This is a genomic window from Streptomyces sp. Da 82-17 (genome assembly GCF_046098215.1).
In the GTDB taxonomy this organism is placed as follows: Bacteria; Actinomycetota; Actinomycetes; order Streptomycetales; family Streptomycetaceae; genus Streptomyces.
Genome location: NZ_JBJURH010000005.1, coordinates 173047 through 199464 on the forward strand (window position 1 = coordinate 173047; position 26418 = coordinate 199464).

22 protein-coding genes are annotated in these 26418 nt (G+C 72.1%); 9 read left to right on the plus strand and 13 right to left on the minus strand.

The annotated features are described in order from the left end of the window. Positions 1-29: 29 nt before the first annotated feature. A complete protein-coding gene (locus ACIDOF_RS10570; RefSeq protein WP_409005514.1) occupies positions 30-1844 on the plus strand; it encodes an FAD-dependent oxidoreductase in 1815 nt (604 codons plus the stop codon). A gap of 104 nt (positions 1845-1948) precedes the next feature. On the opposite strand, the gene ACIDOF_RS10575 is transcribed toward ACIDOF_RS10570, so the two are convergent. The 4 genes from ACIDOF_RS10575 to ACIDOF_RS10590 form a co-directional block, all read right to left on the minus strand. Further along, positions 1949-3442, minus strand: a complete 1494-nt coding sequence (locus ACIDOF_RS10575) for a DUF4246 domain-containing protein (protein WP_409005515.1) — start codon at positions 3440-3442, stop codon at positions 1949-1951. A gap of 237 nt (positions 3443-3679) precedes the next feature. Next, positions 3680-4879 carry a S1 family peptidase gene (locus ACIDOF_RS10580; protein ID WP_409005516.1) on the minus strand — a complete coding sequence of 400 codons (1200 nt, stop codon included), beginning with the start codon at positions 4877-4879 and terminating at the stop codon, positions 3680-3682. A gap of 177 nt (positions 4880-5056) precedes the next feature. Beyond that, positions 5057-5728: a DUF4303 domain-containing protein gene (locus tag ACIDOF_RS10585; RefSeq protein WP_409005517.1), complete on the minus strand. Its 672-nt coding sequence runs from the start codon at positions 5726-5728 to the stop codon at positions 5057-5059. 96 nt (positions 5729-5824) lie between these two features. Continuing rightward, positions 5825-7024 carry a GH25 family lysozyme gene (locus ACIDOF_RS10590; protein WP_409005518.1) on the minus strand — a complete coding sequence of 400 codons (1200 nt, stop codon included), beginning with the start codon at positions 7022-7024 and terminating at the stop codon, positions 5825-5827. A gap of 316 nt (positions 7025-7340) precedes the next feature. Here ACIDOF_RS10590 and ACIDOF_RS10595 point away from each other — a divergent pair, with 316 nt between their 5' ends. Beyond that, positions 7341-8264, plus strand: coding sequence for a DUF2690 domain-containing protein (locus ACIDOF_RS10595; protein ID WP_409005519.1), 924 nt, complete (start codon positions 7341-7343; stop codon positions 8262-8264). Positions 8265-8452: 188 nt separating this feature from the next. Next, positions 8453-9466, plus strand: coding sequence for a peptidoglycan-binding protein (locus ACIDOF_RS10600; RefSeq protein WP_409005520.1), 1014 nt, complete (start codon positions 8453-8455; stop codon positions 9464-9466). A gap of 25 nt (positions 9467-9491) precedes the next feature. Here the strand turns inward: ACIDOF_RS10600 and ACIDOF_RS10605 are convergent, their stop codons facing one another. Further along, positions 9492-10493: an AraC family transcriptional regulator gene (locus tag ACIDOF_RS10605; protein WP_409005521.1), complete on the minus strand. Its 1002-nt coding sequence runs from the start codon at positions 10491-10493 to the stop codon at positions 9492-9494. A gap of 105 nt (positions 10494-10598) precedes the next feature. On the opposite strand from ACIDOF_RS10605, the gene ACIDOF_RS10610 reads away from it, so the two are divergent. The 3 genes from ACIDOF_RS10610 (at position 10599) to ACIDOF_RS10620 (ending at position 13199) form a co-directional block, all read left to right on the plus strand. Then, positions 10599-11309, plus strand: coding sequence for an NAD(P)H oxidoreductase (locus tag ACIDOF_RS10610; protein ID WP_409005522.1), 711 nt, complete (start codon positions 10599-10601; stop codon positions 11307-11309). A gap of 717 nt (positions 11310-12026) precedes the next feature. Further along, a complete protein-coding gene (locus tag ACIDOF_RS10615; protein ID WP_409005523.1) occupies positions 12027-12677 on the plus strand; it encodes a DUF4360 domain-containing protein in 651 nt (216 codons plus the stop codon). A 213-nt stretch (positions 12678-12890) separates the two neighbouring features. Continuing rightward, a complete protein-coding gene (locus ACIDOF_RS10620; RefSeq protein WP_409005524.1) occupies positions 12891-13199 on the plus strand; it encodes a hypothetical protein in 309 nt (102 codons plus the stop codon). Positions 13200-13260: 61 nt separating this feature from the next. Here the strand turns inward: ACIDOF_RS10620 and ACIDOF_RS10625 are convergent, their stop codons facing one another. The 3 genes from ACIDOF_RS10625 to ACIDOF_RS10635 form a co-directional block, all read right to left on the minus strand. Next, complete coding sequence (locus tag ACIDOF_RS10625) at positions 13261-14049, minus strand: mechanosensitive ion channel family protein (RefSeq protein ID WP_409005525.1); 789 nt, start codon at positions 14047-14049, stop codon at positions 13261-13263. Between the two features lie 178 nt (positions 14050-14227). Next, the gene (locus ACIDOF_RS10630; RefSeq protein WP_409005526.1) at positions 14228-16021 is read right to left on the minus strand and encodes a bifunctional metallophosphatase/5'-nucleotidase; all 1794 of its coding nucleotides are present in this window, start codon (positions 16019-16021) and stop codon (positions 14228-14230) included. 159 nt (positions 16022-16180) lie between these two features. Further along, the gene (locus ACIDOF_RS10635) at positions 16181-18241 is read right to left on the minus strand and encodes a neutral/alkaline ceramidase (protein ID WP_409005527.1); all 2061 of its coding nucleotides are present in this window, start codon (positions 18239-18241) and stop codon (positions 16181-16183) included. 186 nt (positions 18242-18427) lie between these two features. On the opposite strand from ACIDOF_RS10635, the gene ACIDOF_RS10640 reads away from it, so the two are divergent. Next, a complete protein-coding gene (locus tag ACIDOF_RS10640) occupies positions 18428-18835 on the plus strand; it encodes a hypothetical protein (RefSeq protein WP_409005528.1) in 408 nt (135 codons plus the stop codon). A gap of 123 nt (positions 18836-18958) precedes the next feature. Here the strand turns inward: ACIDOF_RS10640 and ACIDOF_RS10645 are convergent, their stop codons facing one another. Next, the gene (locus ACIDOF_RS10645) at positions 18959-19414 is read right to left on the minus strand and encodes an SSI family serine proteinase inhibitor (RefSeq protein ID WP_409005529.1); all 456 of its coding nucleotides are present in this window, start codon (positions 19412-19414) and stop codon (positions 18959-18961) included. Between the two features lie 555 nt (positions 19415-19969). On the opposite strand from ACIDOF_RS10645, the gene ACIDOF_RS10650 reads away from it, so the two are divergent. Beyond that, positions 19970-20422, plus strand: a complete 453-nt coding sequence (locus tag ACIDOF_RS10650; RefSeq protein WP_409005530.1) for a phospholipase — start codon at positions 19970-19972, stop codon at positions 20420-20422. Positions 20423-21043: 621 nt separating this feature from the next. Here the strand turns inward: ACIDOF_RS10650 and ACIDOF_RS10655 are convergent. Continuing rightward, positions 21044-23035 (minus strand): ATP-binding protein, encoded by a 1992-nt coding sequence (locus tag ACIDOF_RS10655; protein ID WP_409005531.1) that lies wholly within the window; start codon positions 23033-23035, stop codon positions 21044-21046. Positions 23036-23370: 335 nt separating this feature from the next. Between ACIDOF_RS10655 and ACIDOF_RS10660 the strand changes: the two genes are divergently transcribed. Next, the gene (locus ACIDOF_RS10660; RefSeq protein ID WP_409005532.1) at positions 23371-23571 is read left to right on the plus strand and encodes a hypothetical protein; all 201 of its coding nucleotides are present in this window, start codon (positions 23371-23373) and stop codon (positions 23569-23571) included. A 164-nt stretch (positions 23572-23735) separates the two neighbouring features. Here the strand turns inward: ACIDOF_RS10660 and ACIDOF_RS10665 are convergent, their stop codons facing one another. From ACIDOF_RS10665 to ACIDOF_RS10675, 3 genes are read right to left on the minus strand one after another with little or no spacing between them, the layout of a single operon-like run. Beyond that, positions 23736-24548: an amino acid ABC transporter ATP-binding protein gene (locus ACIDOF_RS10665; RefSeq protein ID WP_409005533.1), complete on the minus strand. Its 813-nt coding sequence runs from the start codon at positions 24546-24548 to the stop codon at positions 23736-23738. Beyond that, on the minus strand, positions 24545-25390 hold the full coding sequence (locus ACIDOF_RS10670; protein ID WP_409005534.1) for an amino acid ABC transporter permease: 846 nt from the start codon (positions 25388-25390) through the stop codon (positions 24545-24547). Before ACIDOF_RS10670 ends, ACIDOF_RS10665 begins: the two co-directional genes overlap by 4 nt. After that, on the minus strand, positions 25387-26241 hold the full coding sequence (locus ACIDOF_RS10675; RefSeq protein ID WP_409005535.1) for an ABC transporter substrate-binding protein: 855 nt from the start codon (positions 26239-26241) through the stop codon (positions 25387-25389). Before ACIDOF_RS10675 ends, ACIDOF_RS10670 begins: the two co-directional genes overlap by 4 nt. Between the last annotated feature and the right edge of the window lie 177 nt (positions 26242-26418).

Sequence of the window (26418 nt, forward strand, 5' to 3'; positions counted from 1 at the left end):
TTTCAACTTTCGAAAGGCGCGTTCGGAACATGCAGGAACACGGAGCCGGAGCCGAGGCCGAGGCCGGGATCGAAGCCGGGATCGAAGCCGGGATCGAAGCCGGGATCGAGACCGACGTACTCATCGTGGGCTCGGGCCCCGCCGGCGCCGCCGCCGCGCTCTTTCTCGCCACGCTCGGCATACCGAACCTGATGATCACCAAGTACCGCTGGACCGCGCACACTCCACGCGCGCACATCACCAACCAGCGGGCCATGGAGATCTTCCGGGACATGGGCATCGAGGAGCAGGTGCTCGCCGAGGCCACCGAGCACTCCCTGGTCGGCGACACCGTCTTCTGCACCAGCATCGCCGGCGAGGAGATAGGCCGGATCCGCACCTGGGGCACCCGGCCCGACCGCGAGGGCGACTACCGGCTCGCCTCGCCCTGTCTGACCGTGGACATCCCGCAGACGTACCTCGAACCGATCCTCGTCAGAAACGCCTCCGCGCGCGGGACGCAGACGCGGTTCTCCACCGAGTACGTGTCCCACACCCAGGACGCCGACGGCGTCACCGTCCGCTGCCTGGACCGGCTCAGCGGTGCGCACTTCACCGTGCGCGCGAAGTATCTGATCGGCGCCGACGGCGCCCGCTCGCGGGTGGCCGCCGACCTCGGGCTGCCCTTCGAGGGGCGGATGGACATCGCCGGTTCCATGAACATCACCTTCAAGGCCGACATCTCCGCGTACGTGGACCACCGGCCCTCCGTCCTGTACTGGGTGATCCAGCCGGGGGCCGACGTCGGCGGCATCGGGGCGGGCCTGGTGCGGATGGTGCGGCCGTGGAACGAGTGGCTGATCGTCTGGGGGTACGACATCGCCGAGGAGCCCCCGGTCGTCGACGAGGCGGAGGCCACGAAGATCGTCCGGCAGTTGCTCGGCATGCCCGACCTCGACGTGGAGATCACCGGCACCTCGCTGTGGGGCAACAACGAGATGTACGCGACCCGCCTGCACGAGGGCCGGGTCTTCTGTGTCGGCGACGCCGTCCACCGGCACCCGCCGAGCAACGGCCTGGGCTCCAACACCTCGGTGCAGGACTCGTACAACCTCGCCTGGAAGCTGGCCGCCGTGCTGCGCGGGCAGGCCGGGCCCGCGCTCCTCGACACGTACTCGGCGGAACGCGCCCCCGTCGCGGAGCGGATCGTGAAGCGGGCCAACCGGTCCGGCCGCGAGTTCGCCGGGCTCTTCGAGGCGCTCGGCGTGACCTCGGCGCGGACCGAGGCGGAGATGGCCGAGCGGATCGAGGAGCGGAAGGCCAACACCGAGGCCGGGGCCCGCAAGCGGGCGGCGCTGGTCGCGGCGATGGAGCAGAAGAACTACGAGTTCAACGCGCACGGCGTGGAGCTCGGCCAGTTCTACACGTCGACGGCGATCGTCCCCGACGGGCCGCCGCCCACGCCGACCCGCGACCCCGACCTCTACTACGAGATGTCCACCGTCCCCGGCTCGCATCTCCCGCACGCCTGGGTCGGCGACCACCGGCGGCGGCTCGCGCTGATGGACCTCGCCCCGTACACGCGCTGGACGCTGCTGACCGGTGTCGCCGGCGAGGCCTGGGAGCACGCGGCCGCGAAGGTCGCCGAAGAGCTGCAACTCCCCCTGGAGACCGTGGTGATCGGCCCGGGCCGCGAGGTCACCGACCTCTACTACGACTGGGCCAAGCTCCGGGAGACCGAGGAGAGCGGCGCCCTGCTGGTACGCCCGGACAAACACATCGCCTGGCGCTCGGCCACCCTCCCCGACGACCCGGAGAGCGCACTGCGCGACGCGCTCGGCCGGGTCCTGGGGCGGGCAGCCTGACGGAGGTCACCCCCGGGAGCCGAGCCCCCGAGCGCCCCCCAGGGACCCCGCCCCCGGGCCCGCTGCGCGGGGCGTCGGGCGTCGGGCGTCGGGCGTCGGGGCGGTCAGTGCTCGCAGAGGGAGAATTCCCGCTCGTACAGCTGCTCGTTGTGCTCGTCGACGAAGAACTTTCGCTCGTGCATGAGCTGTTCGCGGTACGCCTCGGCCTGCTCCAGGGTCATGGTCGACGTCTCGGCCCAGGGCTGCTGGGGCGGTATGTCGGAGGTCGAGACGATGGTCTGCGACGGGTCGACGAGGAAGAACGCGAGGATCTTCCGGTGGCCCGGGCGGCTCGGGTCGGCGAGCCGGAACGGGCTGACGCGGTGCTGCAGGACGTTCGGGAACGCCAGGCAGCGGCCGGCCGGGGTGGCGGCGGACCCGAGGACCTGGTTGAGCGGGTCCTCGTCGTTCAGGCCGTACACGTCGCGCATGCCGGCGTCGTCGTTCTGCTCGTACTCCGGGTCGTCGAGCGCGGTCCGGAAGGCCAGGCGGGACTCGGTGATGTTGTCGCTGTCCCAGTAGTAGAGGGCCGTGGAGACGATCCGCTCGTTCATCATCCCCTCGACGTGCCAGGAGCCGCCCGCGTACTCCGGCCGGTCCGGCGTGAGGTGGATGGTGGCGAGCTTCGCTATGACCTGCAGGCGCCGGCCGCGCAGGTCGACGCGCTCGGCCGCGTCCGGGACCTCGGGGGCCGTGAACTCCGGGGCGTCGGGGAGGGTCGGGCGGCGGTTCTCCCACCACTCCTCCCACGCCTCGTCGTACGCCGTGTACGTCTCCTCGTCGTCCCCGTCGGGGCGGACCGGCTCCGTGTCTTCGTACCACCCCCACGGGTCCGCCTTGATGCGCAGGGGGCGCGGGTGGCGCAGGTCCGTCAGCACGTTCTCGAACAGCGGCAGCACGCGGCCGAACAACTCCGGCAGGACGGCGGCGAGTTCGCGGTGCTTCTCCGGGTGGACGTTGTTGACGTACGACAGGAACGTGGCGTTGCCCTCGGCGTCGACCTCGACGTCCGTCGGCAGCCACTGGAACTTCTCCGAGAACTGGTACTTCGTCCACTCCCGGTCCGCCGGGCTCTGCCAGGCGCGCTCGGGCCCGCCGCTCGCCTCCCGCACGTTGCAGAACAGGGACGGGTGGACCAGGTCGAGGACCTGCCGGTCGGAGCCCGGGTGCCAGTCGAGCTCCGCCTCCGGGACGTCCTCCAGGACCCGGACGGCGGCGCGCAGCCGGGCCGTGAGCGCGTCGTCGACCAGCGTGTCCGACTGCCACACTCCGTCGACGGCGGACACCTCGATGCCCGTACGCGCGTCCCGCAGCGCGGCGTAGTGCGCCAGCTCCGCCAGCACGTACGCGATCTGCGCCTCCGTCATGCCCTGCTCGGCCGCCTCCCGCGTCCACCTGGCGACGATCTCGGGGTCCCGCATCTTGGCGGTCCAGTCCGCCTTCTCCCGTATCCGGGCACTGCACTGGATCATCTCCAGCTCCCGCCGCGTCTTCGGCTGCGCCGTCGGCATCGCGTACCCGACGGTGAAGGGCAGGGGGAACGGGGCCAGGTCGGTCAACTCTCTTGTTCCTTCCGAGTGGTGCGGTGGTGCGAGTGTGTGTTCGGAAGGCTAGTCGAGGGCACTGACAACGCCCCGGGCCGCCGTCGCGGGTTCACGCGACACGGCGCGCGGGCGCGGGCACGCGAAGACGCGGGGCCCGCCGTGCCGCGGAGCCCCGCGCCTCGTACCCGCACCCGCGCCCTCTGCGGACCGGACCGCACCCTCTGCGGACCGGAACCTCTGCGGACCGAACCCTCAGGCCGTGTGCAGGGTCAGCCCGTAGCGGCCGAGGATCTCGTTCAGCGGCTGGAACCAGGTCTCGCCGCCGCCGGAGCAGTTGCCCCAGCCGCCCGAGGTCACGCCCTGGGCCTGGTCGCCGCTGATGAACGAGCCGCCGGAGTCGCCGCCCTCGGCGCACACGCTGGTCTTCGTCATCTGGTGCACGGCGCCCTGGCTGTAGTTGACGGTCTCGTTCTTGGCGAGCAGCGTCCCGCAGTGCCAGTGCGTCGTCGAACCCGAGCGGCAGATCGACGCCCCGACCGGCGCCTCCGCCGAGCCCCGCACCAGCTGGTCGGGGACCGTGCCCCAGCCGAGCACGACGGGCACCGTCCACCAGCCGTTGCCGACGCTCACGTACGCGTAGTCGTTGTCGGGGAACGACGAGCCGCGGAAGCTGCCGATGTCGCTGCCGTCCCAGCCGCGCACCCCGGCCCCGGTCTGTCCGCAGTGCCCGGCCGTCACGAAGCCGCCGTGCACGGAGAAGCCGATGGAGCAGCGGACGTTGCCCGTGTAGTACGGGTCGCCGCCCACCGTGCCCGCCGCGAAGGTGCGCGGCGCCTCCGGCACGCTCTCGACCTGTACGGGCGCCACGTCGCGCGCCCGCTCCACGAACTCCCTGACATCGTTGTCCGAACGCTCGCCCTCGACGACGCTCACGACGACGCTGTTCTTCTCGGGCGCGACCCGCCAACTCCCCACGCCCGCAGGCGCCTCGAGCTTGTCGACGCGGGCCTTGGCGGCGTCCAGCTGCCGCGCGCTGTGCCGGACGAGGCGGACCTCGGCGCCGGTGGCGCGCACCGCGTCGGCCTCGCGTTCGCCGGTCACGGCCACGGTCAGGCGTCCGTCGGCGCCGCTCTTCGACGGGGTGAACCAGGCACCGCCGTACGCCGCCCCGGCGGCCTTCTTCGCGGCGCGTTCGACCCGGGCGGCGTCCCGCTCGGCGGCGAGCCGCGTACGGGCCTCGGCCGGCGTCAGGTCGAGGTCGCGCTGCAGTGCCTGGAGGAGCGAGGCGGAGGCGGGCTGGGCGGAGGCGGGCCGAGCCGCGGTCGCGGTCGGGGCGGGGCTCGCCGCGGAGGCGCTGGGGACGAGCGCGGCGCCCGCCCAGGCGCCGGCGACGAGCAAGGAGGACAGGGCTGTCCGCGCTGCGGACGTGCGTCTCACGATCGTGCGTCTCACGATGAGGACCCTTTCGTCGTTCCCGGAGGTGGGGTGGAACGTGGGTGGAACAGGTCGGTGAGAGCGCTCTCAGAGCTGGCCGAGGCGGAGCTTAGGGGTACGGATACAGGTGTGTCCAGGGTACGGACACGGCCCCAACTGCACGGCAGGCAGGCCGAGTTGGTCGACCTCGGCGCGTCAGTCCTGGTCGAAGTAGGAGCGTGCGGAGGCGACCAGGGCCGGGGCGGGGGCGGGGTGGACGGAGTTGAGCGTGTCGATGCTGTGCACGGTCTCGCGCATGTCGCCGTCCGTGTCCGTGACGAACAGGACGGGGCGCCAGGCGGGGTTGATCCCGGCGAGGGCGGCCCGTACGCGCGGGTCGCCGAGCGCGCCGTCGAGGACGGCGCGGGCGCGGGCGCACCAGGCGTCGTGGAGGACATCGTCCTCGTCCTCGTCGTCCCTCTCCCCGAGGGAGGCGTGGGCCGCGTACAGGGCGTCGCAGAGGTCGCCGGTCGACTCGACGCCGCCCTCGGGCGTGACGAAGTCGTCCGAGGCGCCGGGGACTTCCGCCCACTCGTCGGGCCACCAGCGGTAGTGGTCCGCGTCGTCGTCCCCGCCCTCGTCCGCCGCGCCGACCCCGGCGTGGGCGAGGAGCGCGGCGAGGGCTTCCTCGGTGTGGGCCACCAGGCGGAGCGTGACGACATCGCTGTCCGTGGTGAGCGCCAGCGCGTACAACTCCTCGGCGGCACGGCCCCGCAGCAGCGGTCCGACCGTCGCACACAGGGAGGCGACGATCCGCTCCTGCAGCGCGGACATCGCGGCGTCGCTCAGGGCGTCACTCAGAGCGTCACTCGAGGCTTCACTCGGCACGGTCGGTCCTCCCGGTCGCCTGGGACTGCTGGGCTGGTGGGCTGGTGGGCTGGTGGGCTGGTGCACAGTAGCCGAGGCCGGGCAGGCCGACCGCAATCACCCTGTGACGTCCGCACCCACCAGCGCCGTCCAAGTGGCCGGGCCGACCACCCCGTCCGCGTCCAGGCCTTCGGCCTTCTGGAAGGCCTTCACCTCGGCGGTCGTTCCCGTGCCGAAGGCGCCGTCGGCGGTGATGTCGTGGCCGTGGGCGGCGAGTTGGCGTTGGAGGGCCTTGACGGCTTCGCCTCGTGCGCCCTGCTTCAGGGTGACGGCGAGCTTCGACCACGTGGCCGGGCCGACCACGCCATCCGCGTCCAGCCCTTCGGCTTTCTGGAAGGACCTCACCTTCGCCGTCGTCCCCGTACCGAACACGCCGTCCGCCGTCGTCGCGTGGCCGTGGGCGGCGAGGAGGAGTTGGGCGGTGGTCACGTCGACGCCCTGCGCGCCCTGCTTCAGGGTCGGCCAGGACGTGCCGGGGCCGGGCTGCTGCGGGGAATCGGTGGGCGTGGCGCCGCCCCGGCCGAGGCCGCGCAGCTCGTCGGGGGTGCCGCGGAACACGTTCCGGTCGCCCTTGCCGACGGCGCCGCCGCTGCCGGGCAGGCCGGGGATCTCCTCGGTCTCGGTGTACTGCCACAGCGACCAGGCGCCCGCGCCCGGCACGTCCTGCGGCTCGTTCGCCCCGCTCTCGTACCGGGCGAGCCACAGCGGGTGGCCCTTGAAGACGCCGCCGTCGCCGGACATGCACTCGTTCACGAACGACGCCCGGGTGTAGACGACCGGCGTCACGTCGAACTCCGCCTCCACGCGGTCGAGGAACGCGGTCAGCTGCTCGGCGCGGAACGTGTCCGGGCACGTCTCGACGTCCAGGACCGGCGGCAGCTCCCCCTCCTGCTGCCCGGTGTAGCCGGCCGCGCGGGCGGTGCGGATGAAGTGGTCGGCCTGCGCGCCGCCGTCCGTGGTGCTCTCCGGGTCGAAGAAGTGGTACGGGGCCCGCAGCATCCCCGTACCGGACACGGCCGCCAAGTCCCTTGCGAACCAGGGGTCTTGGTAGCCGGTGCCCTGCGTCGCCTTGAGGAACGCGAAGGAGTTCGACTCGGCCACACGCTTCCAGTCGATGGGCTCGCCGGTCGCGTCGTGGTTGTGGTGGCTGGTGTCGATGCCCTTGACCGCGTACGTGGACGGCGGCGCGGCCGCGCTCTCGTCCGCGGTCGACAGCAGCACGCCGCCGACCAGCGACGCCGCTGCCACGGCCGCCACGGCGAGCACCGCCCCGCTGCGGCGACGCCGGTGCCCGGCGGGGGTCCGGTCGGGGTTCCGGGGGGATGAGCGGCGTACGGGCATGGGGGCCCCTTTCCACGAGCGGTGGCGTACGTGTGGAGGTTGCGGAGGTCGTGTCGCCTCAAGTCGGCGCTCTGCGGCCGGAGTTGAGGCGACGGACGGATGGGGCAACCATGCACACGTGTGACGCGTGAGTCCTACACTTTCGGCTGGCCGGCTGATTCATGCACAAGGCCCCGCTGATGCATGGCGGTTGAGCTGCCGTCATGCACGTCGAACCTGGGGAGACGCATCAATGGGCGTTGCACGCGACGAGCAGAGGCAGGCGGCGAAGCGGGAGCTCGCCCTGCTGTTGCGGAGCTGGTGGCAGGAGCACCCCGACAGGATCACGCAGGAGGCGCTGGCCCGCCGGATCACGGAGCGGGGCGTACGGATCAGCCAGGAGATGCTGTCCCGCTACCTGAACAGGACCCGGCCGACGACGGCCCGCCCCGACGTCATCCGCACCATGCACGAGGTACTGCGCCGGGCGCCGCAGGAGCTGGACGCGGCGCTGGAGTTGCAGGAGCGGGCGGCGGGGGCTGCGGCGGGAGTTCCGGTCGCGGACGATGCGCCGGAGTCGGCGGAGACGGCGGCCGGGGAGGACAGCCCGATCCCCGCCCCCACGCGGAAGAAGTGGCCGTGGATCGCGGTCGCCGCGGCCGCGCTCGTCGGCGTCACCGGGTTCACCGCCTTCATGACGCTGGGCGGCGGTGACGAGCGGCAGGCCTCCCCGCCGGGGCCCAGGGCGACGCCCTCCGCCACGCCCACCGTCCAGGAGTCGGCGAGTACGCAGCCTCCGGCCGAGTGCCGCGGCGCGTCCTGCTACGGCATCGACGCCAAGTACGCGATCTGCCAGGACGACGCGGAGACGTACTACGCGGGCCGCGCGCACGGCGTGCTCGTGGAGCTGCGGTTCAGCCCTGTCTGCCGGGCGGCGTGGGCGAAGATGAGCGGCACCTCGCAGGGCGATGTCGTACGGGTCACCAACAACGCGGGCCGCAGCCGGCACTACACGCAGCAGTGGGGGCGCGACGCGCACACCACGATGGTGGAGGCGGTCAGCCCGGACGACGCGAAGGCGTGCGCCCGTACGCCGCGCGGGGAGGTGTGCGCCACGAAAGCCGTCACACCGGGGGCGCCCGAGACGTCTGGGACGCCTGGCACGCCGCCTGCATAACCGCAGGTCCGAGGGCGTGCATGACGGTCGGCGTATGCATGCATGAATGCACCCCCGCACCACCGGGCCAGGGCGGCCGCGGCCGTGCAGAGTGGGCTCTCCAACGCCGAGTCGAGGCAAGGGAGTTGCTCAGCATGTCCGTACGTACGACCCGTCACGCTCGCCCCGTTCGTCCGCGCCGGACCCGGATGGCCGTCGCCGTCGCTGTCGGGGTGCTGGGCTGTGCGGGGCTGGTGACCGTGGCCACCGCGTCGCCGCCGGAGCCCGCCTCGGCGGGCACGACCGCCGCGTCCGCCACCACCACCGCATCCACCGCCGTATCCACCGCAGCCTCCTCCTGGCCGACGCTCGAGGAAGGCGCGTCCGGCGCCGAAGTGACCGCGCTGCAGCACCTGTTGGTCGCGGGCGGCCGGTCCCTGGACGTGGACGGACGGTTCGGTCCGGCGACGGCGGGCGCGGTCGAGGCGTACCAGAAGGCGAAGGGACTGAGCGTCGACGGTGTCGTCGGCCCCGACACGTGGGGGAAGCTCACCCCGACGTTGCGCGAGGGCGCGAAGGGCGCGGCGGTGAAGGCGGCGCAGACGCTGCTGTCGGCCCGCGGTCAATCGGTCGCCGTGGACGGGGAGTTCGGCCCGGCGACGGCGGGCGCGGTCAGGGCGTACCAGAAGGCGAAGGGGCTCGACGCGAACGGTGTGGTGGGGCCGGAGAGCTGGCCCGCGCTGCTCGCCGCGGGCTCCGGCGCCCCGTCCGGCGACCGGGCGAAGCTCGCCGCGCAGATCCTCGCCGACGACGGCATCGACCCGGCGACCGTCCACCCGGGCGGCACGCACGCCGGGTCGACGGCACGGCAGAACCTCGTCGACACGTCCAGGGGCGAGGGCGCGCAGACCAGCCCGTGGAGCGACGTGCCCGGCCGGCGCGTGGACCTCGACACCGGGATGCTGCGCGGCCTGCTGCAACTGCGCACCGGCCACGGCTTCACGCTCTCCGTCTCCGAGATCGTCGGCGGCGACCACAGCTCCAACTCCCGCCACTACGCGGGGCTCGCCTTCGACGTCAACTACATCAACGGCCGCCACGTCGGCGAGGGCGCCCCGCACGAGGCCCTGATGTCGGCCTGCCGAAGCCTCGGCGCGACAGAGGTACTCGGCCCCGGCGACCCGGGCCACACCCGCCACGTCCACTGCGCCTGGCCGCGCTGAGCGCACACGTACGCCGCCGGCCGGGTCAGGCCGCCTGCGTGCGGAACGCCGTAGGGCTCACCCCCCGGTGCCGTTTGAAGGCGGTGCTGAAGCCGAAGGCGTCGGCGTAGCCGACGGATCGGGCGATCTGGGCGAGGGCCAGGTCCGTGTCGGCGAGGAGGGTCTCCGCCTCGTCCATGCGGCATTCGGTGAGGTACGCGAGGGGCGGGCTGCCCATCGTGTCCGTGAAGCGTTTGGCGAACGCGGCGCGGGAGACGCCCGCTTCGGCGGCGAGGGACGCGACCGTCCAGGCGCGGGCGGGGCGGGCGTGGAAGGCGAGGAGGGCGGGGGCTAGGACGGGGTCGGCGAGGCCCCGGTACCAGCTGGGCGCCTCGTGGCCGGCCTGCTCGAACCAGGTGCGCAGGGTGCAGACGAGGCCCCAGTCGAGGAGCCGGTCCATCAGGGCCTGGGACCCGGCGGTACGGCGGGACGCGTCGACGGCGGCGGCCTCCAGCCAGGCGCACACCTCCGTGTCCTCCTGCACGACGAGTACGGGCGGCAGGGCGCGCAGCAGCCGTCGGTGGCGGTGGCCGGAGGCGCGGTAGGCGCCGACGATGAGCGAGGTCGCGCCGTTGGAGGAAGGGCCGTGGGCGGGGTCGTCGTACCAGCGGATGCCGTCGAGGCCTTCGGTGGCGCAGGGCTCCGGTTCCGGTTCGGTGAAGCAGGCGATCTCGTACTGCTCGTGCGGCCGGTGGACGGAGTCCGGGTGGTCGGCGAGGTGGAAGAGGTCGGGGCCGCGGACGATCGCGGTGTCGCCGGCGCCGACGGTCTGCGTCGTGCCGTCCGGCAGGAGCAGGGTTCCCGTGCCGCGCAGGACGCTGAGCATCGTGAGGGGCGCGCGGTCGGCGAAGCGGATGGTCCAGGGGGCTTCGAGGACGGCGTGGGTGACGACCGAGCCTTCGGCCCGGATGCCGCTGAGGAGAGAGCTCAAGGGGTCCACGCACACCGAGCGTAGACGATCTCCTATGCAGGGGAGCGTTTCTCCCATGGATCATCCAAACACCCCCGGCTGTACTGGAGTCGATCGAGCGAACCCCGGCCCGCCCGGAACGTACGCGAGCGACCCCGGACCGCCGGGAGAGACGGAGCGACCATGACCACCCAGCCCACCAGCAGCCCCGACAACGCCGGCAACAGCCCCACCCGCACCGCCCTCGTCGTCATGGCGCACCACCGCGCCGATTCCCTGACCGCGCACACCACCCGTCGTACGGTCGCGCAGCTGGAGGCCGCCGGTCACACCGTCGATCTGCTCGACCTGCACGCCGAGGGCTTCGATCCGCGGATGACGGTCGAGGACCAACCGGAGTGGGGCGACCGGGAGAAGCCGTACTCGGACGAAGTGCGGGCCCACATGCGGCGGTTGCTCGCCGCGGACGTCGTCGTGGCGGTCTTCCCGGTGTACTGGCAGAGCGTGCCCGCCCTGCTCAAGGGCTGGATCGACCGGGTGTGGAACTACGGCTTCGCGTACGGCCGCAGCAAGCCGCGTCTCGCCGGGAAGCGCATCCTGTGGCTGGGCCTGGCCGGCGCATCCTCCGACGACCCCTACACGGAGGGCATGCAGGCCGTCCTGGAGGCGTCCCTCAACGAGGGCATCGCGTACTACTGCGGGCTCGCGCACTCCGCCGTCGCCCTCCTCCCCGACGCCGAGGAGCGCCCGCAGCGGGTGGACGCCGACGGCAACCTCGTCGTCGGCGAGGCCGTGACGGGCGCCGAACGCGAGGCCCACTACGCCGAGTTCGACCGCCGTGCCGAGAAGGCGGTCACGGAGTTCCTGACGGCGGGGGCCCCGACGCAGCCCTAGCGCCCACGCTCCATGCTCCATGCTCCGCACGCTCCGCCCAGGCCTGGGCGGAGCGTGCGGATACGGCCATCGGGCTTCGGTTGCGTTCCTGGTCGGCCATCCGTGCGCGGGGGCGGCCGGGGCCTCGCCCGGCCGCCCCGGCGCACGGCCATCGGCGCCTGGCCTCCGCGTCCGCCGGTCCGCCGCCGCCTCGCGCTCGACGGTCCGGCGTCGTGCGGTCGGCGTTCGCGCCGTCTCGTGGGGTGTTGTGCCGTGGGTGCGGTCCGGCGTTGCGCCTTCAGGCCAACGGGCGTACAGCATCCCGTCGATGACGCTCCGTCAGGAATGCCGCCCCGGAAGGCCCCGCAAGGCCCCCGGAACGGACAGCTACGCGGGGAGACTCGCGGCCGAGGCTCGGCCGGCGTCGACAGAGCGTCACGCAGCACCCGCGATCGCAGGTCACGAGATCGGCGACGGTGCCGCCACCTCCCGAAGGCGACCGGATACCGCCCAGACGACCCCCCGATTGGCCCGTACCATTCGGGCAGTTCCCGTTCCCCGTCGCTCCTCGACGGGGCAGGGCCAAGTGATCGAATCGATGCGTACGCGACCACACGAGCACCGCATCGGGATCCCTGCGACGCGTGCGTATCGCTGCACCCCCCACCTCCGCGGCGCTCCGCCATGCCGACATGGCGGATCACGCCCCGCGGCCCGACGCACTGGAATGGGAGACAGATGGCTGGTGGACTGCTGGCGAGCAGCGCGATGGCCGCGCTCTTCGCCGCGACGCTTCCGGCTCCGCAGCACAGCTCGGCGATCGTCGACCCGCCGCCGGACAAGATCGTGATCGAGGTCGCCACGGTGAACGGCTCGGGCTGCCCGCAGGGCACCGCGGCGGTCGCCGTGTCCGAGGACAACACCGCGTTCACCGTGACGTACAGCGACTACCTCGCCCAGGTCGGCGGCTCCTCCGACCCGACCGCGTTCCGCAAGAACTGCCAGCTCAACCTGATCGTGCACGTCCCGCAGGGCTTCACCTACGCGATCGCCAGCGCCGACTACCGGGGCTTCGCCTCCCTCCAGCCCGGAGCGAAGGGCACGGAGAAGGCCTCGTACTACTTCCAGGGCTCCGAGAACACGGCTTCCATCAGCCATGACTTCGCCGGTCCGTACGCCGACAACTGGCAGGCCACCGACGAGACCGAGTGGGCGCAACTGGTGTGGAAGCCGTGCGGGGAGGAGCGCAACTTCAACATCAACACCGAACTCCGGGTCGACGCCGGCACGTCGGACCCCGCCAGGACGAGCTTCATGACCATGGACTCCACCGACGGGGACATCAGCACCAAGTACCACCTGGCCTGGAAGGAGTGCCCGCGCACATAGCCCCCGCTCCGGGTGACGCGGTACGGCTCGTGGCCTTCGGAGCCGTACGCCCCGAGCCGTACCGCGCCGACCGAAGGACCGTACGCCCGTGCCGGGACCGACGAACCTCCGCTCGAACAGGACACCGGTAGCGCACCCGAACGCGTGGACTTCGGCGGCGATCACCGTCAACTCCCCTTTCTCTACGCCGAGTTGACGTCATACGCTCTACAGGTGACGACGTACATGAGCTGGTCGGAACTGCTGCGGCGCGGGACGGAGGACCCCTCCCTGACCTTCGCCCGCAGCAAATGGGCGCAACCCGGCAAGTTCGTGTGGGTGGAACCCCGGGGCACGGTGACGGCTCCGACGGGGGAGACGTATCCGCTCTGCGCCACCGTCTACTTCAAGGACGCCGACGACGTCGTCAAGCCCTACTACCCGAGCATGGACGGCATGACGGAGGCCGACGACTGGTACGTGGGCGTCTCCGGCCGACCGCCGCAGGCGTCGGAGCAGCCATCGGAGCGGCCATCGCAGTAGCGACGGGGCGGGCCCGGGACCGGCCGTGCCGTCGGCCCCGGGCCCGCCCCTCCCCCGGCTGCTACTGCCAACCCGCCCCGGGCTGCTGCTGGTTGTACCCGTGCTGGTAGCCGTGTGCCCGGGCGTCCTGGTGGCCGGCCTGGTACGCCGACGGGCCGGGGGCGGCGGCGCCGCGGTTGCGGGCGGCCTCCTGCTCGGCGGTGTTCAGCCAGCGGTCCCAGCGCTGCCGCATCGGCATGATCAGTCCGCCGCCCACGCCGACGACCAGGATGCCCGCCACGCTCGCGAGGATCGCGTACAGCACCGGCTGCGTGACGGTCGTGGCGATCCCGGCCTGGCCGAGCGCCGCGATGGCGCCGAGCGCGACGATCGCGGCCCAGAGGACGGTCGCGACGGTCCGGCCGTACGACGTGCTGGACAGGGCGCCCTCGACGAGGCCGCGTACGGCGTTGGCGACGGCCATCGCGATGACGATCAGCACCACCGCGACGATCGCCTTCGGCAGCCAGGCGACCAGACTGTTGATCATCGCGCTGACCGGGTTGGGCCCGAAGGCGCCCAGGGCCAGCTGCAGAGTGATCAGCATCATCGCGAAGTAAACGATTCTGCAGACGAGTCCGGTCAGGTCGAAGGACGCGTTCTTGAGCAGTTCGGCGGCCCCGGCGCGCTGCGCGAGCTTCTCCGAACCGGCCTTGCGCAGCACGCGGTCGAGGACCCGGCGGACCATCTTGGACACGAACCAGCCGATGGCCAGGATGACCAGGAAGGCGGCGAGCTTCGGCACGAACTGCGCGACCTTGGACCAGGCGTCGTCCAGGCCCTGTACGAAGTCGATGGACAAGACCGTCATCACCGGCCCCTTTCGTCTCGATGCCCATGGGGGTGTACGACTACCGCTAACGCGGCCGCCCGCCGCCGGACGCGGCGGGCGCACGCACATGAGCCGAACGGGGTGGGAGGCGCACCTCTGCTCGATTCCCCTCCGCCGGAGGGAAGTCGGCGCCTCCGGACGCGCGATGTCGGGGCGGTTACCGCGTCACCACCGGCGTCCCGTCGCGCGTCACCTTCCAGTTCTCCGCCGCGAAGTCGGCCTGCACGATCGAGCCCTTCTCCTTCACCCAGGCGATCATCGTGTTGCGGACCTCGTCGGAATTGGCCCACACCTGCTCGGCCGCGGCCACGTGCGGGAAGTTGCCGCCGCCGTTGGCGCGGTAGTTGTTGACCGCGAGGACGAACCGGGCGGCGTCGTCGAGGGGCGCGCCCTCGAAGGTCAGGTTCTTGATCCGGGAACCGGCGGGCTGCGCGATGTCGACCTCGTACGAGATCCCGCTGACGGCGTCGTAGTTGTAGTCCGGGATGCCGTCCGCGTTGGTGATCCTGGACAGGTCCAGCGGGTCGGAGGCCGCGGTCCGGACGTAGTAGCGGGCGGAGAACTCCAGGTACTCCCGCAGCTGCGCGCCGGTCAGGACGCGCGCCTCCAGGGTGTTCTCGAACGGGTACAGGCCCGCCACGTCCCGGATGGTCACCTCGCCCGCCGGGATCAGCGCGGTGCGCGAGAAGCAGGAGGCCTGGGAGAGCACCGGGAGTCCGGCGTGCGCGCCGCCCGCGAGGGCCCCCCGCACGGTGTCCGCCTGGATGTGGTTGATCAGGTCGATGATCGGCACGTCCCGCCAGGGCGCCTCGGCGGACTTCATCTCGGCCTCGTTGGTGCCGATGACCTGGTTGACGTACGCGACGACCTTCTCGTGCTCGTCCGCGAGCAGCCCCGTGATCCGCGGGTCCTCGTCCACCGTGTTGGAGTTGAGCACCGACGCCTTGACGCTCTCCACCACCCAGCGGCCGCCCTGCCAGGCGAGTTCGAAGTCGAAGAGGGTGAGGCGCTGCCCCCACTTCAGCGGCTCGGAGAGCACGACCTCCTTGCCGGTCTCCTTGTTGGCCACCTTGTACTCGGGGATCTCGGTGTGCGCGTGGCCGACCAGGATCGCGTCGATGCCCGGCACCTGCTCGGCGACGAGGGCCGCGGCGTTCTCCACGTACGGCAGCGCGTCGCCGTACGAGGACGTGCCGCTGGAGCCGGAGTGGGCCGAGACGACGACCACGTCCGCGCCCATCGACCGCAGCCGCGGCACCCAGTGCGCGGCCTGCTCCTCCAGGCCGGGGAAGACCATCTTGCCCTGCACGTTGGCCTTGTCCCACAGGGCGATGCCCGGGTTGGTGAGCCCCAGGACGGCCACCTTCACGTCCCGGCCGCGCGGGGTGCGCAGCACGTGCATCGAGTACGGCGGGAAGGCGGGCTTCAGTGTCTTCGCGTCCAGGGCGTTGGCGCCGAGCAGCGGGAACTCGCACTGCTCCTCGAACTTGCGCAGCACCGGGATGCCGTAGTTGAACTCGTGGTTGCCGAGGGCGGCCGCGTCGTAGCCGATGGCGTTCATGGCCTGCGCCATCGGGTGCACGGGGCCTTCGGCGGCCGTGATCGGGTCCACCTTGGCGTAGTAGTACGAGAGTTGGGTGCCCTGGATGGTGTCGCCCGCGTCGATGAGGAGGGTGTTGCCGGCGCCGCGCTCGGCGCGGATGCGGTCGACGAGGGTCGATATCTTCGCCAGGCCGACGTCGTTGCCGGCCTTGTCGGTGAACTCGGCGTCGGTGAAGTAGTCCCAGTTGAAGACGTTGCCGTGCAGGTCGGTGGTGCCCATCACCGTGAACGCGTACCGCTTCCCGGGCTCTTCGGCAGCCGCGGTGGCGGGCGCGGCGCCCGCCGCGAGGCCCACGCCCGCGGAGACGGCGGCGGATCGGGCCAGGAACGTACGGCGGTTCAACGGCATGGGTGTTCTCCTCGGGCCTGCGGGGGTGTGTCACCTGCGGCGACGCGTCCGCGCGACTGCTTGACGCGCGTAGATTCTGCACGAGGCCACTGAACCCGGCCAGACCAAGTGGGTTGCGATTACGTCAAGTTCGCGCTGGTCGCGGGCCCGCCGAGCGGCTCAGCGCACCGTGAACTCCCGCGACGTGCCGGTGAACTCCCGTACTCCGCCGACGAATTGCTTGGCGTCGCCGTGATAGCGCACCCGGTACGTGCCGGCCGGGGTGCCCTCGGGGACGTCCCAGGTGATCGTGACCTCCGAGGCGGCGACGCCGTCGCGCTTCCAGTGCAGGCGGGTGGACCAGTCGCCGTCGTCGGCGACCGTGACCCAGGCCCCGTCCTGCTCGCGCTGGACCTCCAGATAGGTGCCGCCGCGGTGGAGGTCGTTGCCGGGGTGGGCGCCCACGAACACCGTCTCGACGCGGTCCCCGGCCCGATGGGTCTCGCGCGGCTGCACGACGACCTGGCCGAACCGCTTCCCGATCGGCGGGGCGTCGAGCACCACTCCGGGCTGCAGCGAGAGTTGCCTGCCGGACAGGTCGGGGGCCTGCGGGCCGAGCGGAAGGTCCGTGCCGTCGCGGAGCGCGCCCGCGAGGTCGGCGACCACCTGCTGGAGGGCGGGGAGCTGCCAGCGGCCGAAGAGGGTGCTGCCGCCCTCGTACTGCTGGGCGTCGTACTCCTCGGGCGTGGTGACGTAGTGGAAGTAGGAGTTGGTGTAGCCGACGACCAGGACGTCCTCCAGGCGGGCGTCGACGATCCGCGCGACGGTGCGGCGCAGGCGCAGTCCGGCCGTGATCGTGACCTCGCCGGGAACGCCGATCAGATACAGCTGCCCGATACGGACGAGCTGGACGGGCACCTTCTCCTGCACCCAGGGGTACACCTTGTTCATCAGCCCGACCGGTACGAAGACGTCCTTGGGCGCCTGCGCGTCGGCCAGCTCCGGGGACACCTGGTAGATCAGCGAGTCGGACACCGCGTCCCAGAACGGGTTCTCGCCCTCCGTGAAACCGGGGAAGGCCGGCCCGTCCTCCAGGCTGCCCGCGGCCATGGCGGCGCCGACGCAGGGCGTGGAGGTGCGGTGCGTACGGCCGTCGCCGGTGAACTCGGGGCGTACGGTCACGTCGGACAGGTCGACGTACACCAGCCGGGCGTCCACCGCGCCCCGCACCTCGGTGCCCGAGGCGGTCAACTGCCCGGCGGCGGCCTCGTACTGGCGAAGGCCGCTCCGGCGGGTGCTCTCGAAGTCCTCGGGGGTGGTCGGGGGTTGCAGGTCGAGGTTGGGGGACATGTCGCCCGCGTTGGTCTGCGCGAAGGCGGCGACGAACTCGGGTGCGCCGTCGGCGAGATAGTCGACCTCCTCCACCAGGCGCTCCCAGTGGTAGGCCGCGTAGCCCTTGTTGTCGGCGCTGATCAGCCGGTTGTCGCCGGACATGCTGGTGCCGTGGGTGGCGAACCAGTTGACGGCGCCGACCGTGTGCCCGTCGCGTTCGATCCGCAGCAGCGTGCTCAGCGGGTCGACGGCGTCGGGGAAGTGCGCCCGGTCGGCGGCGGGGTTGCGGTCGAAGGCGGTGCGGGAGCGGTTGACGCTGGCGCCGGTCAACTCGGCGCGGGACAGGGTGAGTCGGGCGGGCGCGAGGTCCTCGTGGGCGCGTACCGCCGACTCGAAGAGGCCGTCGGCGACCGCCTCGAAGGTCTTGGCGTGGAAGCCGAAGGTGGTGGCGTTGTAGAGGAAGTGGTGCGAGTAGCCGCCCGGCCCGGCGTGCGTGTGCGTGGCGGTGATCAGCGTGTTCCGTACGGTGTAGAGCTCGCCGTAGCGTTCGGCGAGGCGGCGGAGCACGGCCTGGTGGACGCTCTCGAAGATCATCGGGGAGTCCGCCACGATCAGCAGGACCCGTCGCCCGCCCGCGGGTTCGGCGACGACGAAGGCCCGCGACCGCAGCCGGGTGTGCAGCCCGGCGGCCTGCTGGTCGGTGCGGCCGTAGCCCATCATGCCGACCTCGGCGATCTCCCCGGTGGCGTCCGCGAGGCCGCGTCCGACCAGGTATCCGGACCGTTCGGAACGCGTGTCCGCCGAGTCCGCGACAGCCGGGCCGTGACCCGTCGCCTGCGCGCCGACGGCCAGTCCGGCTCCGGCCCCCACGCGGAGGACGGTGCGCCGGCTCGGGGCGGAGTGTGTCATCTGCTGCTCCGGGAGGAGGAGTTGAGGGGCAGAAACGCGTGCGACCACGACCCCGAGCAACGTGAACAAAGCTCAGGTTTGCCCATTGGTACACCGCCCCCATCCGCCCCACAAGACTTCGTACCGAACTTGCGGTAACAGCGGTTTCCGGCCCGGCACGTCACCGGGTGACTAGGGTGGCCGCTCGTGGATGACCTTCTGGAAGACCTGCCCCTGCTGGACCTGCTGAGCGCGGCCGACGCCGTACGCATGCACGCCCCCGGCACGCTCGAGTTCTCGCACCCGCACGAGAAGGCGGCCGACGCGGTCGTGGACGGGTACGCGGTCGACGGCGGCCGGCTGCTCCTCACCTTCTGGCACGACCGGCTGCACGAGGTGATCTACCAGACCCCGGCCGAGTCCGCCGAGGACGCGGCGCGGCGGAACGACCGGCTGTTCGCGCACTACGGCCAGGGCGACGGCTGGACCGAGATCCTCGACAACGGCTGGGGCAAGACGTACCGCCGCGCCGACGAGCAGCGGTACGCGCTGTGGAGCTACGCGATGGACGTCACGACCTTCGGCACGATGGAGTTCCACCAGGTCCAGTGGTAGCCCTCCGCTCCCGGGAAGGGCCCTGCGCCCGGAGCCTGGAGCGCAGGGCCCTTGTCGCCGCCGCGACGCCGTCCCCCACGGACGGCCGCGCGGCGGCGGGACCGAGGTGCGGCTCCCGCCGCGTCAGAACGCCAGGGCCGCGCTCTGCGCCAACTCGGCCTCCATGGCACAGGCGTTGGCGTACGTGGCCGACCAGTCGACCCGCCTGCCCTCCCAGACGCCCGTCGCCGAGACCGTGACCGGCGCCCACTCCTTGGTACAGAGAGCGGCGGAGTCCGGGCGCGACAGCTCCCCGAACTCGCCCTGTACGGCGGCGAGTTCGGCGCACGCGGCGGACGCGTCGGGGTGCGTGCCGGCGGGGCGGGGCGCGCAGCTGAGGGTGACCGAGTGCGACACGGTGGCGCTCGCCACGTCGGCGCCCGGGCCGTACGCGAGGACGAGGTCGCTCGGCGCGTACAGGCTCTGCGCGCCCACGGTCACGGTCCGGCTGCCGTCGTCCTGCGCCGTCGCCGGTGCGGACGTCGCGGCCAACAGGCAGGCGGTGGCCGCCGTGACCAGGAGTCCTCGTCCGGAACGCATGTGGCCGATGTGACGCATGCGGGTGCCCCTCTCTGGGTTCCTCGGGATCGCCGAGGTCTGTGGTAGCTGCGAGCGGTCGTCGCGGTGAGGAGTCTTACGTGTGCGGAGAGTGTGCGCCACGTGAGCGAGCCATTACCGGACAGTCACATCCGCCGACGGATGAACAACCGGCAAGCGCCTCTGGTGGGACGCGTCGAGCGGCGCCGGGCGGGACCCCAACTCCCCTCCCTCCAGCGGTAGTTCAACGGCTAATCACCGCCTGACCTGCGGCGATAAAGGTTCCGTTCTCAAGCAAGTCGATCAACGGTCACGGCAGTCGGCCGGAAACCGGCTGTGGCGCGACGGCGGACGGGCCGAGGCGTTCCGGCCCCCGACCCCGAATGGACACCTCCGCCCTCTTGCCCTTCAGGTTCATGTCAAGAGAAAGTCCTCTCCGAGTCACGCTACGCGCATAGCGTCGGCGTCGCTTCGCAGCCAACTGCCCGCAATCTCACGGCAGTTGACTCTCATTCAGACCGTGCGCCGCGACCCGGTGCACCCGCGTGAGGAGTTTCCATGGCTCGCACCGCTCTGAAGGGTCTGGTCGCCGCCACGGCCGCCGCCGCGACCGTGTTCGTCACCGCCTCGTCGGCCGAGGCCGTCCCCGCCGACAAGGCCGCCGTCCTCGCCAGTTGGACCCAGACCAGCGCGACCAGCTACAACACCTGGGCGGCCGCCGAGGCCAACCGCTCCGCGTGGTCGGCGTACGCGTTCAACTGGTCGACCGACTACTGCAGCAGCTCCCCCGACAACCCCTTCGGCTTCCCGTTCCAGAAGTCCTGCCAGCGCCACGACTTCGGCTACCGCAACTACAAGGCGATGGGCACCTTCGACGCCAACAAGGCCCGTCTCGACAGCGCCTTCTACGAGGACCTCAAGCGCGTCTGCACCCGCTACACGGGCGCGAAGCTCTCCTCCTGCAACGGCCTGGCATGGACGTACTACCAGGCGGTGAAGGCACTCGGCTGACCCGACGCCACCGCCCCACACACCGGGCGAGCCCCAACGACCCGTCCACCCCGACGAGTCACGGCGGCTCACCCGGCGAGCCACGACGGACGCCCCACCCCGGCGGGTCACGACGACCCGCCGGGCGAGCCACAATGGACGGCCCACACCGGCAGCCCCGACGAGTCACGGCGTTCCGACCGGCCCTGCGCTGCGCGACGACGACAGCCCGCCGACCCTGCGGCCGACGGCGCCCCGCCTCTGCCAGCCACAACGACCCGACCAACCCGACAAGTCACGCCGACACGACCCGCGAGCCACAACGGACGGCCCACCGCGACGGGGCACGGCGGCTCGCCCCCCTGCGGGTCATGCCGGCGGCCCGTCCCAGCAACACACGACGACCCGACCAACCCGACGAATCGACGACGGCCCGCCCGGCCCTACGACGAGTCACGACGGCCGCCCGGCCCTACGACGAGTCACGACGGCCGCCCGGCCCTACGACGAGTCACGGCGGCCCGCCCGGCCCCACCCGTGCACCACGGCGACTCGACCCTGCGAGCCCCGACGGCCCGACCGACCCGGCGAGCCCCGGCGGCCCGTCCGGCCAAGCGAGGCGCGACGCCCCGCGCCCGTGAGTCACCGCACCGGCTGGGCCCGTAGCGTCGCCGTCCAGGGCAGGAGCGAGGTCGGCAGGGAGACCTTCGGCACGAAGACATGTCCGACGGCGTGCGCCTCGATGTCGGAGATGAGGCAGCGCAGGGCCTCGCCGACGAGTGGCCGGGGTGCGGCCGTGTCGAGTGCCGCGAGGGTCCGGCGGGCGCGGTGCAGGGCGCGTCCGCTGCGGCCGTTGCGGTGCTCGACGAACGCCCGCGCGTAGTGCGTGAGGGCCCCCGCCCACGGGTCGTCGCGCACGCCGGGCTGTGCGAGGGCCCGGCGTGCGGTGCGGTGGGCGGCGCGCGGGTCGTGGCCGGACTGTGCGATGGCCAGGGCCGCCATGCTGACGGCGTGCGACGGCCCGGCCGGGGAGTCGGGGGGCGTGGTGTGCGCGGCGGCGTGGAAGTGGGCGGCCGCGGTGCGGTGGTCGCCCTCGTACAAGGCCAGCACGCCCTCCACGTGGGCTACCTGCCCGACCGTGGCGTCGTCGCCCGCCACGACCGCCAACTCCCAGGCGCCGCTGAGGAGTTGACGGGCCGCGTCCGGGTCGCTGCCCGCGCAGAGCCAGGCGGCGAGCCACCGGCCGCGCCGGGTGACCTCGCTGTCGGCGGGGCACAGCGGAAGCAGGCGCTGCAGCAGGTCGAGCCCTTCCTCGGCGCGCCCGTACGCGGCCCACCAGAACCAGACGCCGACGAGGATGCCCAGGGCGGGTTCGGCCCGGGCCGGGTCGTCCTGCGCGTACCGCACCATGGCCGCGAGGTCGTCGTGCTGCTCGTGCACGAGGCGCACGGCCTGCCGCTGATGCCCCGTCAGCCACAGGTGCGAGGCGACCGCCGCGGTCTTCCGGCAGTTCGCCAGGTGCAGTTCCGCCGTCGCCTCCCACTCCCCCGCCTCCCGGAGGCACTCGACGCCGAACTCCCGTGCCGCGCGGGTCATCCGGTAACGGGGCACCCGCGGGCCGCCCGGGTCGTCGACCGGCTCGAGGACGTGCACGGACGCCAACTCGGCGAGCAGGGACGGCACTTGGTGCGGCAGCACCTCCCCGCCGGTGCACAGCAGCACCGCCGACGTCTGGTCGAAGGCGCCGCCGAACATCGCGGCCCGGCTCCACACCATCCGCGCGGGGCGCTCGCACAGCCCGTAGCTCGCGCCGACGGCCGCCCGCACGGACCGGTGCCGCCGCAGCCCGCCCCCGCTCCGGTCGAGCCAGCACTGCCGCCGCTGCACGACCTCCGCGAGCCGGTGCAGGCCCATGCGCGCGGCCTGCCGGGCGGCCAGTTCGACGGCGTGCGGCACGCCCTCCAGCGCACGGCAGATCGCCCCGACCGCCCGCAGATCGGCGCCCGACCCGGCGCAGTCCGCCCCCTCCTCCCGGGCCCGCCGCAGAAACAGCTCCACGGCCGCCCCCGCCTCCGGCTCCACGGCCGCCCCGGCCTCCGGTTCCGCGGCTGCGTCGGCCGCCTCGACGGTCAGCGGCGCGAGGGTCAGCACCCGCTCGTCCCCGAGCCCGAGCGCCCGCCGGGAGGTCACCAGAATCCTCAACCGCGGTACGGACATGAGCAGGTGCTGCACGACCTGGATGCCCGCCCGGTGCACCGGGTCGATGTCGTCGAGGAACAGCAGCCCGCCCCGTACGCCGGACGCCGTCTCGGCGGGTCCGGGGTCCCGGCCGGGTGCCGCGGCGGTGGTGGCGGCGCCCGTGAACGCCTGCCGGACCCGGGCGAGCAGGGTCTCGGGCGTGCCGGGCCCGCCCTGCCACCGCAGCCGCACCACCTCCGCCCCGCGCACCGCGCCGAGCGCCTCCGCGGCCAGCCGGCTCTTCCCGACCCCGGCCCGCCCGCACACCGTCACCAGCCGGTGTTCCGCCAGGGCCTGCTCGAGCAGCGCCAGCTCCTGCTCCCGCCCGACGAGCCCCTCCTCCCGTACGTCGACGTCCTCCAGCGCTCCGCGGCGCCTGCCGCCCCACCTCAACACCCGTATGGCCTTTCCCCGTTGATGACATCGACGTCGTCCGCTGCGGCGGTGGCTCAGGCACGTGCCCGGGAGGTGCAGAACCGTCACTGCTGCGGGACCGACGCCACCCCAACGCAAACCGGCCACTCCAGTGACGCGACAGCCGAAACCGATCACTCGATCGGGCCGTCGGGTGCCGCTTTCCCTACGCGCGGTGGGGTGCTGGTGGTAGAGGCGCGCGGCGACGTCCGACGGGTCCGGTGACCTCGCGGGCACGCTCCGTGCATACGGTTCACGCATCCGGGGGAAACGTTTCTCTGATGCAACGCGCATACGCAGAACCGAGGATGAGGCACATGACCGCAACGGGCGGGGCGCAGCTACCGGAAGTCGGTGACGAAGTGTCGGACGGCCGTGCGCTGGCGATCGTCACGGACATCCGCGAGGGAGTCGTCTGGCTCCGCGCGGACGGCCGCGAGGCATGGCCGGCGGACAGACCGGACGAGCTCACGGTGACGCGCACCCGCGCCCAGCGCATCGCGGCGGACACCCTGTAGCAGGGGGCACCCCGTAGCGAGCGGCATCGGTAGCGAGCGCATCCGCAGCGAGGCGCGCCCCGTCGCGAGGGGGGCACCCGGACACCGCAGGCCCCGCGCCACCCCCGTCGCGGGGCCTGCGGCTCACCCCCGTGCGGCGTGCCCGGCCCCGAGTCCCGTACGCGCTACTCCTTCTCCCCCACCTGGTCCGACGTCTCCTCCTCGACATCCGCCATCGCCGGGTCGAGGAGGCGGGACAGGAAGTGGCGGGTGCGTTCGTGGCGGGGGGCGGTGATGACCTGTTCGGGGGCGCCGTCCTCGACGATCACGCCGCCGTCCATGAACACGACCCGGTCGGCGACCTCGCGGGCGAAGGTCATCTCGTGGGTGACGACCATCATCGTCATGCCCTCGTCGGCGAGCATCCGCATCACCGCGAGCACGTCGCCCACCAGCTCGGGGTCGAGCGCCGATGTGGGCTCGTCGAACAGCATCACCTCGGGCCCCATCGCAAGGGCACGGGCGATCGCGACGCGCTGCTGCTGCCCGCCGGACAGGGACGCCGGGTACGCGCCGGCCTTCTCGGCGAGGCCGACCCGCCGCAGGTTCTCGGCGGCCACCCGCGCCGCCTCGGCCTTGTCCCGCCGCAGCACGCGGCGCTGCGGCAGCGTCAGGTTCTCGGTGACGGTCAGGTGCGGGAACAGGTTGAACTGCTGGAAGACCATGCCGATCCGGCGGCGCACCGCGTCGATGTCGACGTCCGGGTCGGTGAGTTCAGTGCCGCCGACGAACACCTGCCCCTTGCCGGGCTCCTCCAGGAGGTTCACGCACCGCAGCAGCGTGGACTTGCCCGATCCGGACGGCCCGATGACGCAGACGACCTCGCCGCGGGCGACCTCCAGGTCGATGCCGCGCAGGACGTGGTTGTCGCCGAAGAACTTGTGCAGGTCCCGCAGCCGGATCTCGGGCCGCCCGGCTCCGGTCGTCTCGTTCGTCACCGCACCGCCTCCTGCGCCTTGGCCTCCATACGGCGTACGACGAAGCCGAGCGGGATCGTGATCAGCAGGTAGCACAGGCCCGCGACGAGGATGGGCGTGGAGTTGGCGGTCTGGCTGGCCAGGTCGCGGCCGTACTTGGACAGTTCGCGCTCTTCCAGGGTGACGCCGAGGAACAGGACGAGCGAGGAGTCCTTGAAGAGCAGGACGAGTTCGTTGGTCAGCGGCGGCAGGATGATGCGGAAGGCCTGCGGGATGATGATCGAGACCATCGCGCGCGCGGGCGAGAACCCGAGCGAACGGGCCGCCTCCATCTGCCCCTTGGGCACGGCCTGGATGCCCGCGCGGATCGTCTCCGCCATGTACGCGGCGGCCACCAGGCCGAGCGCGAGGGCGACCTTCCCGTACGTGCCGCCGACGATCTCCGTGCCGGGGAAGGCGAGGGGCACGGCCACGCCGATGAAGATGAAGATCAGCAGGGCGGGCAGGCCGCGGAAGATCTCGATGTAGACCCCGGCGAGCCAGCGGTACGGGCCGACGGACGACAGCCGCATCAGGGCGATGACCATGCCGAGGGCGAGGCCCACGACGAAGCCGGTGACCGTGTAGATCACGGTGTTCTTCAGGGCGAGCGTAAGGACGTCGGGGAGCATCCGCCCGGCGATCTCGCCCTGCGCGAACTGGTTCTGCAGCCGCTCCCAGTCGGCGGCGACCGCGAAGGCGACCACGGCGGCGACGAACACCGCGTACTGCACGCCCCGCGACAGGCTGCGCTTCTGCCGTCTGCTGAGGCCCTTCCGCCTCGGCTGGAGCTCGGTGTCCGGGTCGGCGTCCGCCTGGGTCATGAGGCGGCGGGCGAGGCGGCGGACTCGTCGTAGGGGCCGATCCACTTCTCGTACAGCTTCTTGTAGGTGCCGTCGGCCTTGGCGTCAGCGAGGGCCTTGTCGATGGCCTCGCGGAGCTTGGTGTTGCCCTTCTTGACCGTGAAGCCGTACTGCTCGCCGGTGTTGATGTTGGCGGCGACCCGGAAGGCGGCGGCGTTGGCCTTGTCCTTCAGCCAGCCCTGCACGACGGGGTAGTCGATGACGACGGCGCCGACCTGGCCGGTGCGCAGGCCGTTGAGGACGGCGTCGGACGACTCGAAGGAGACCGGGTCGAAGCCCTGCTTCTTGGTGTAGTCCTCGCCGGTGGTCTGCGCCTGCGCGCCCAGCTTGACCTTCTTGGCCTTCAGGTCGGCGAGCGAGCGGACGCCGCTCTTCTTGTCGACGAGGAGGGCCTGGGTGGCGTTGAAGTAGGGGGCGGAGAAGTCGACGTTCTTCTTCCGCTCCTCGGTGATGGTCATGCCGGCGGCGGCCAGGTCGCACTCGCCGGAGTTGAGGAACGCGCCGGTCTTGAAGTTCTCGAAGGGCGTGTCGAGGATGTCCTGCTCGACGCCCAGGTCCTTCGCTACGAGGTCGATGAGCGCCACGTCGAAGCCCTGCACCTTGCCGTCGATCTCCGACTGGAACGGCGGGTACGGCAGGTGGGTGCAGGTGGTGAGCTTCCCGCCCTTGACGAGCTCGACGCCGCCCGCGGCGGTCTTCTTCCCGCTGCCGCCGTCGTCGGTGGAGGTGCACGCCGCCACGAGCACGAGCCCGGCCGTCGCGGCGACGGCGACGAGCGGGCGGGTCCGGCGTCCGTGGAGCGTCGTCTTCACTTGTGTCCTCCCGTGACGGAACTCTGAGCTCCGATTATGGGGAGGGGCTACGCATACCTCGCAATTCAGGCAAGCCGAGAAGCGGGCCGTACGGCCTAAGCGGCTCGGGGCCGCCGGCCGTCCAGCCTTGATGTGCAACCTTCCGGTTGCAGGATCGCCTCCCGATGTGCAATCGTT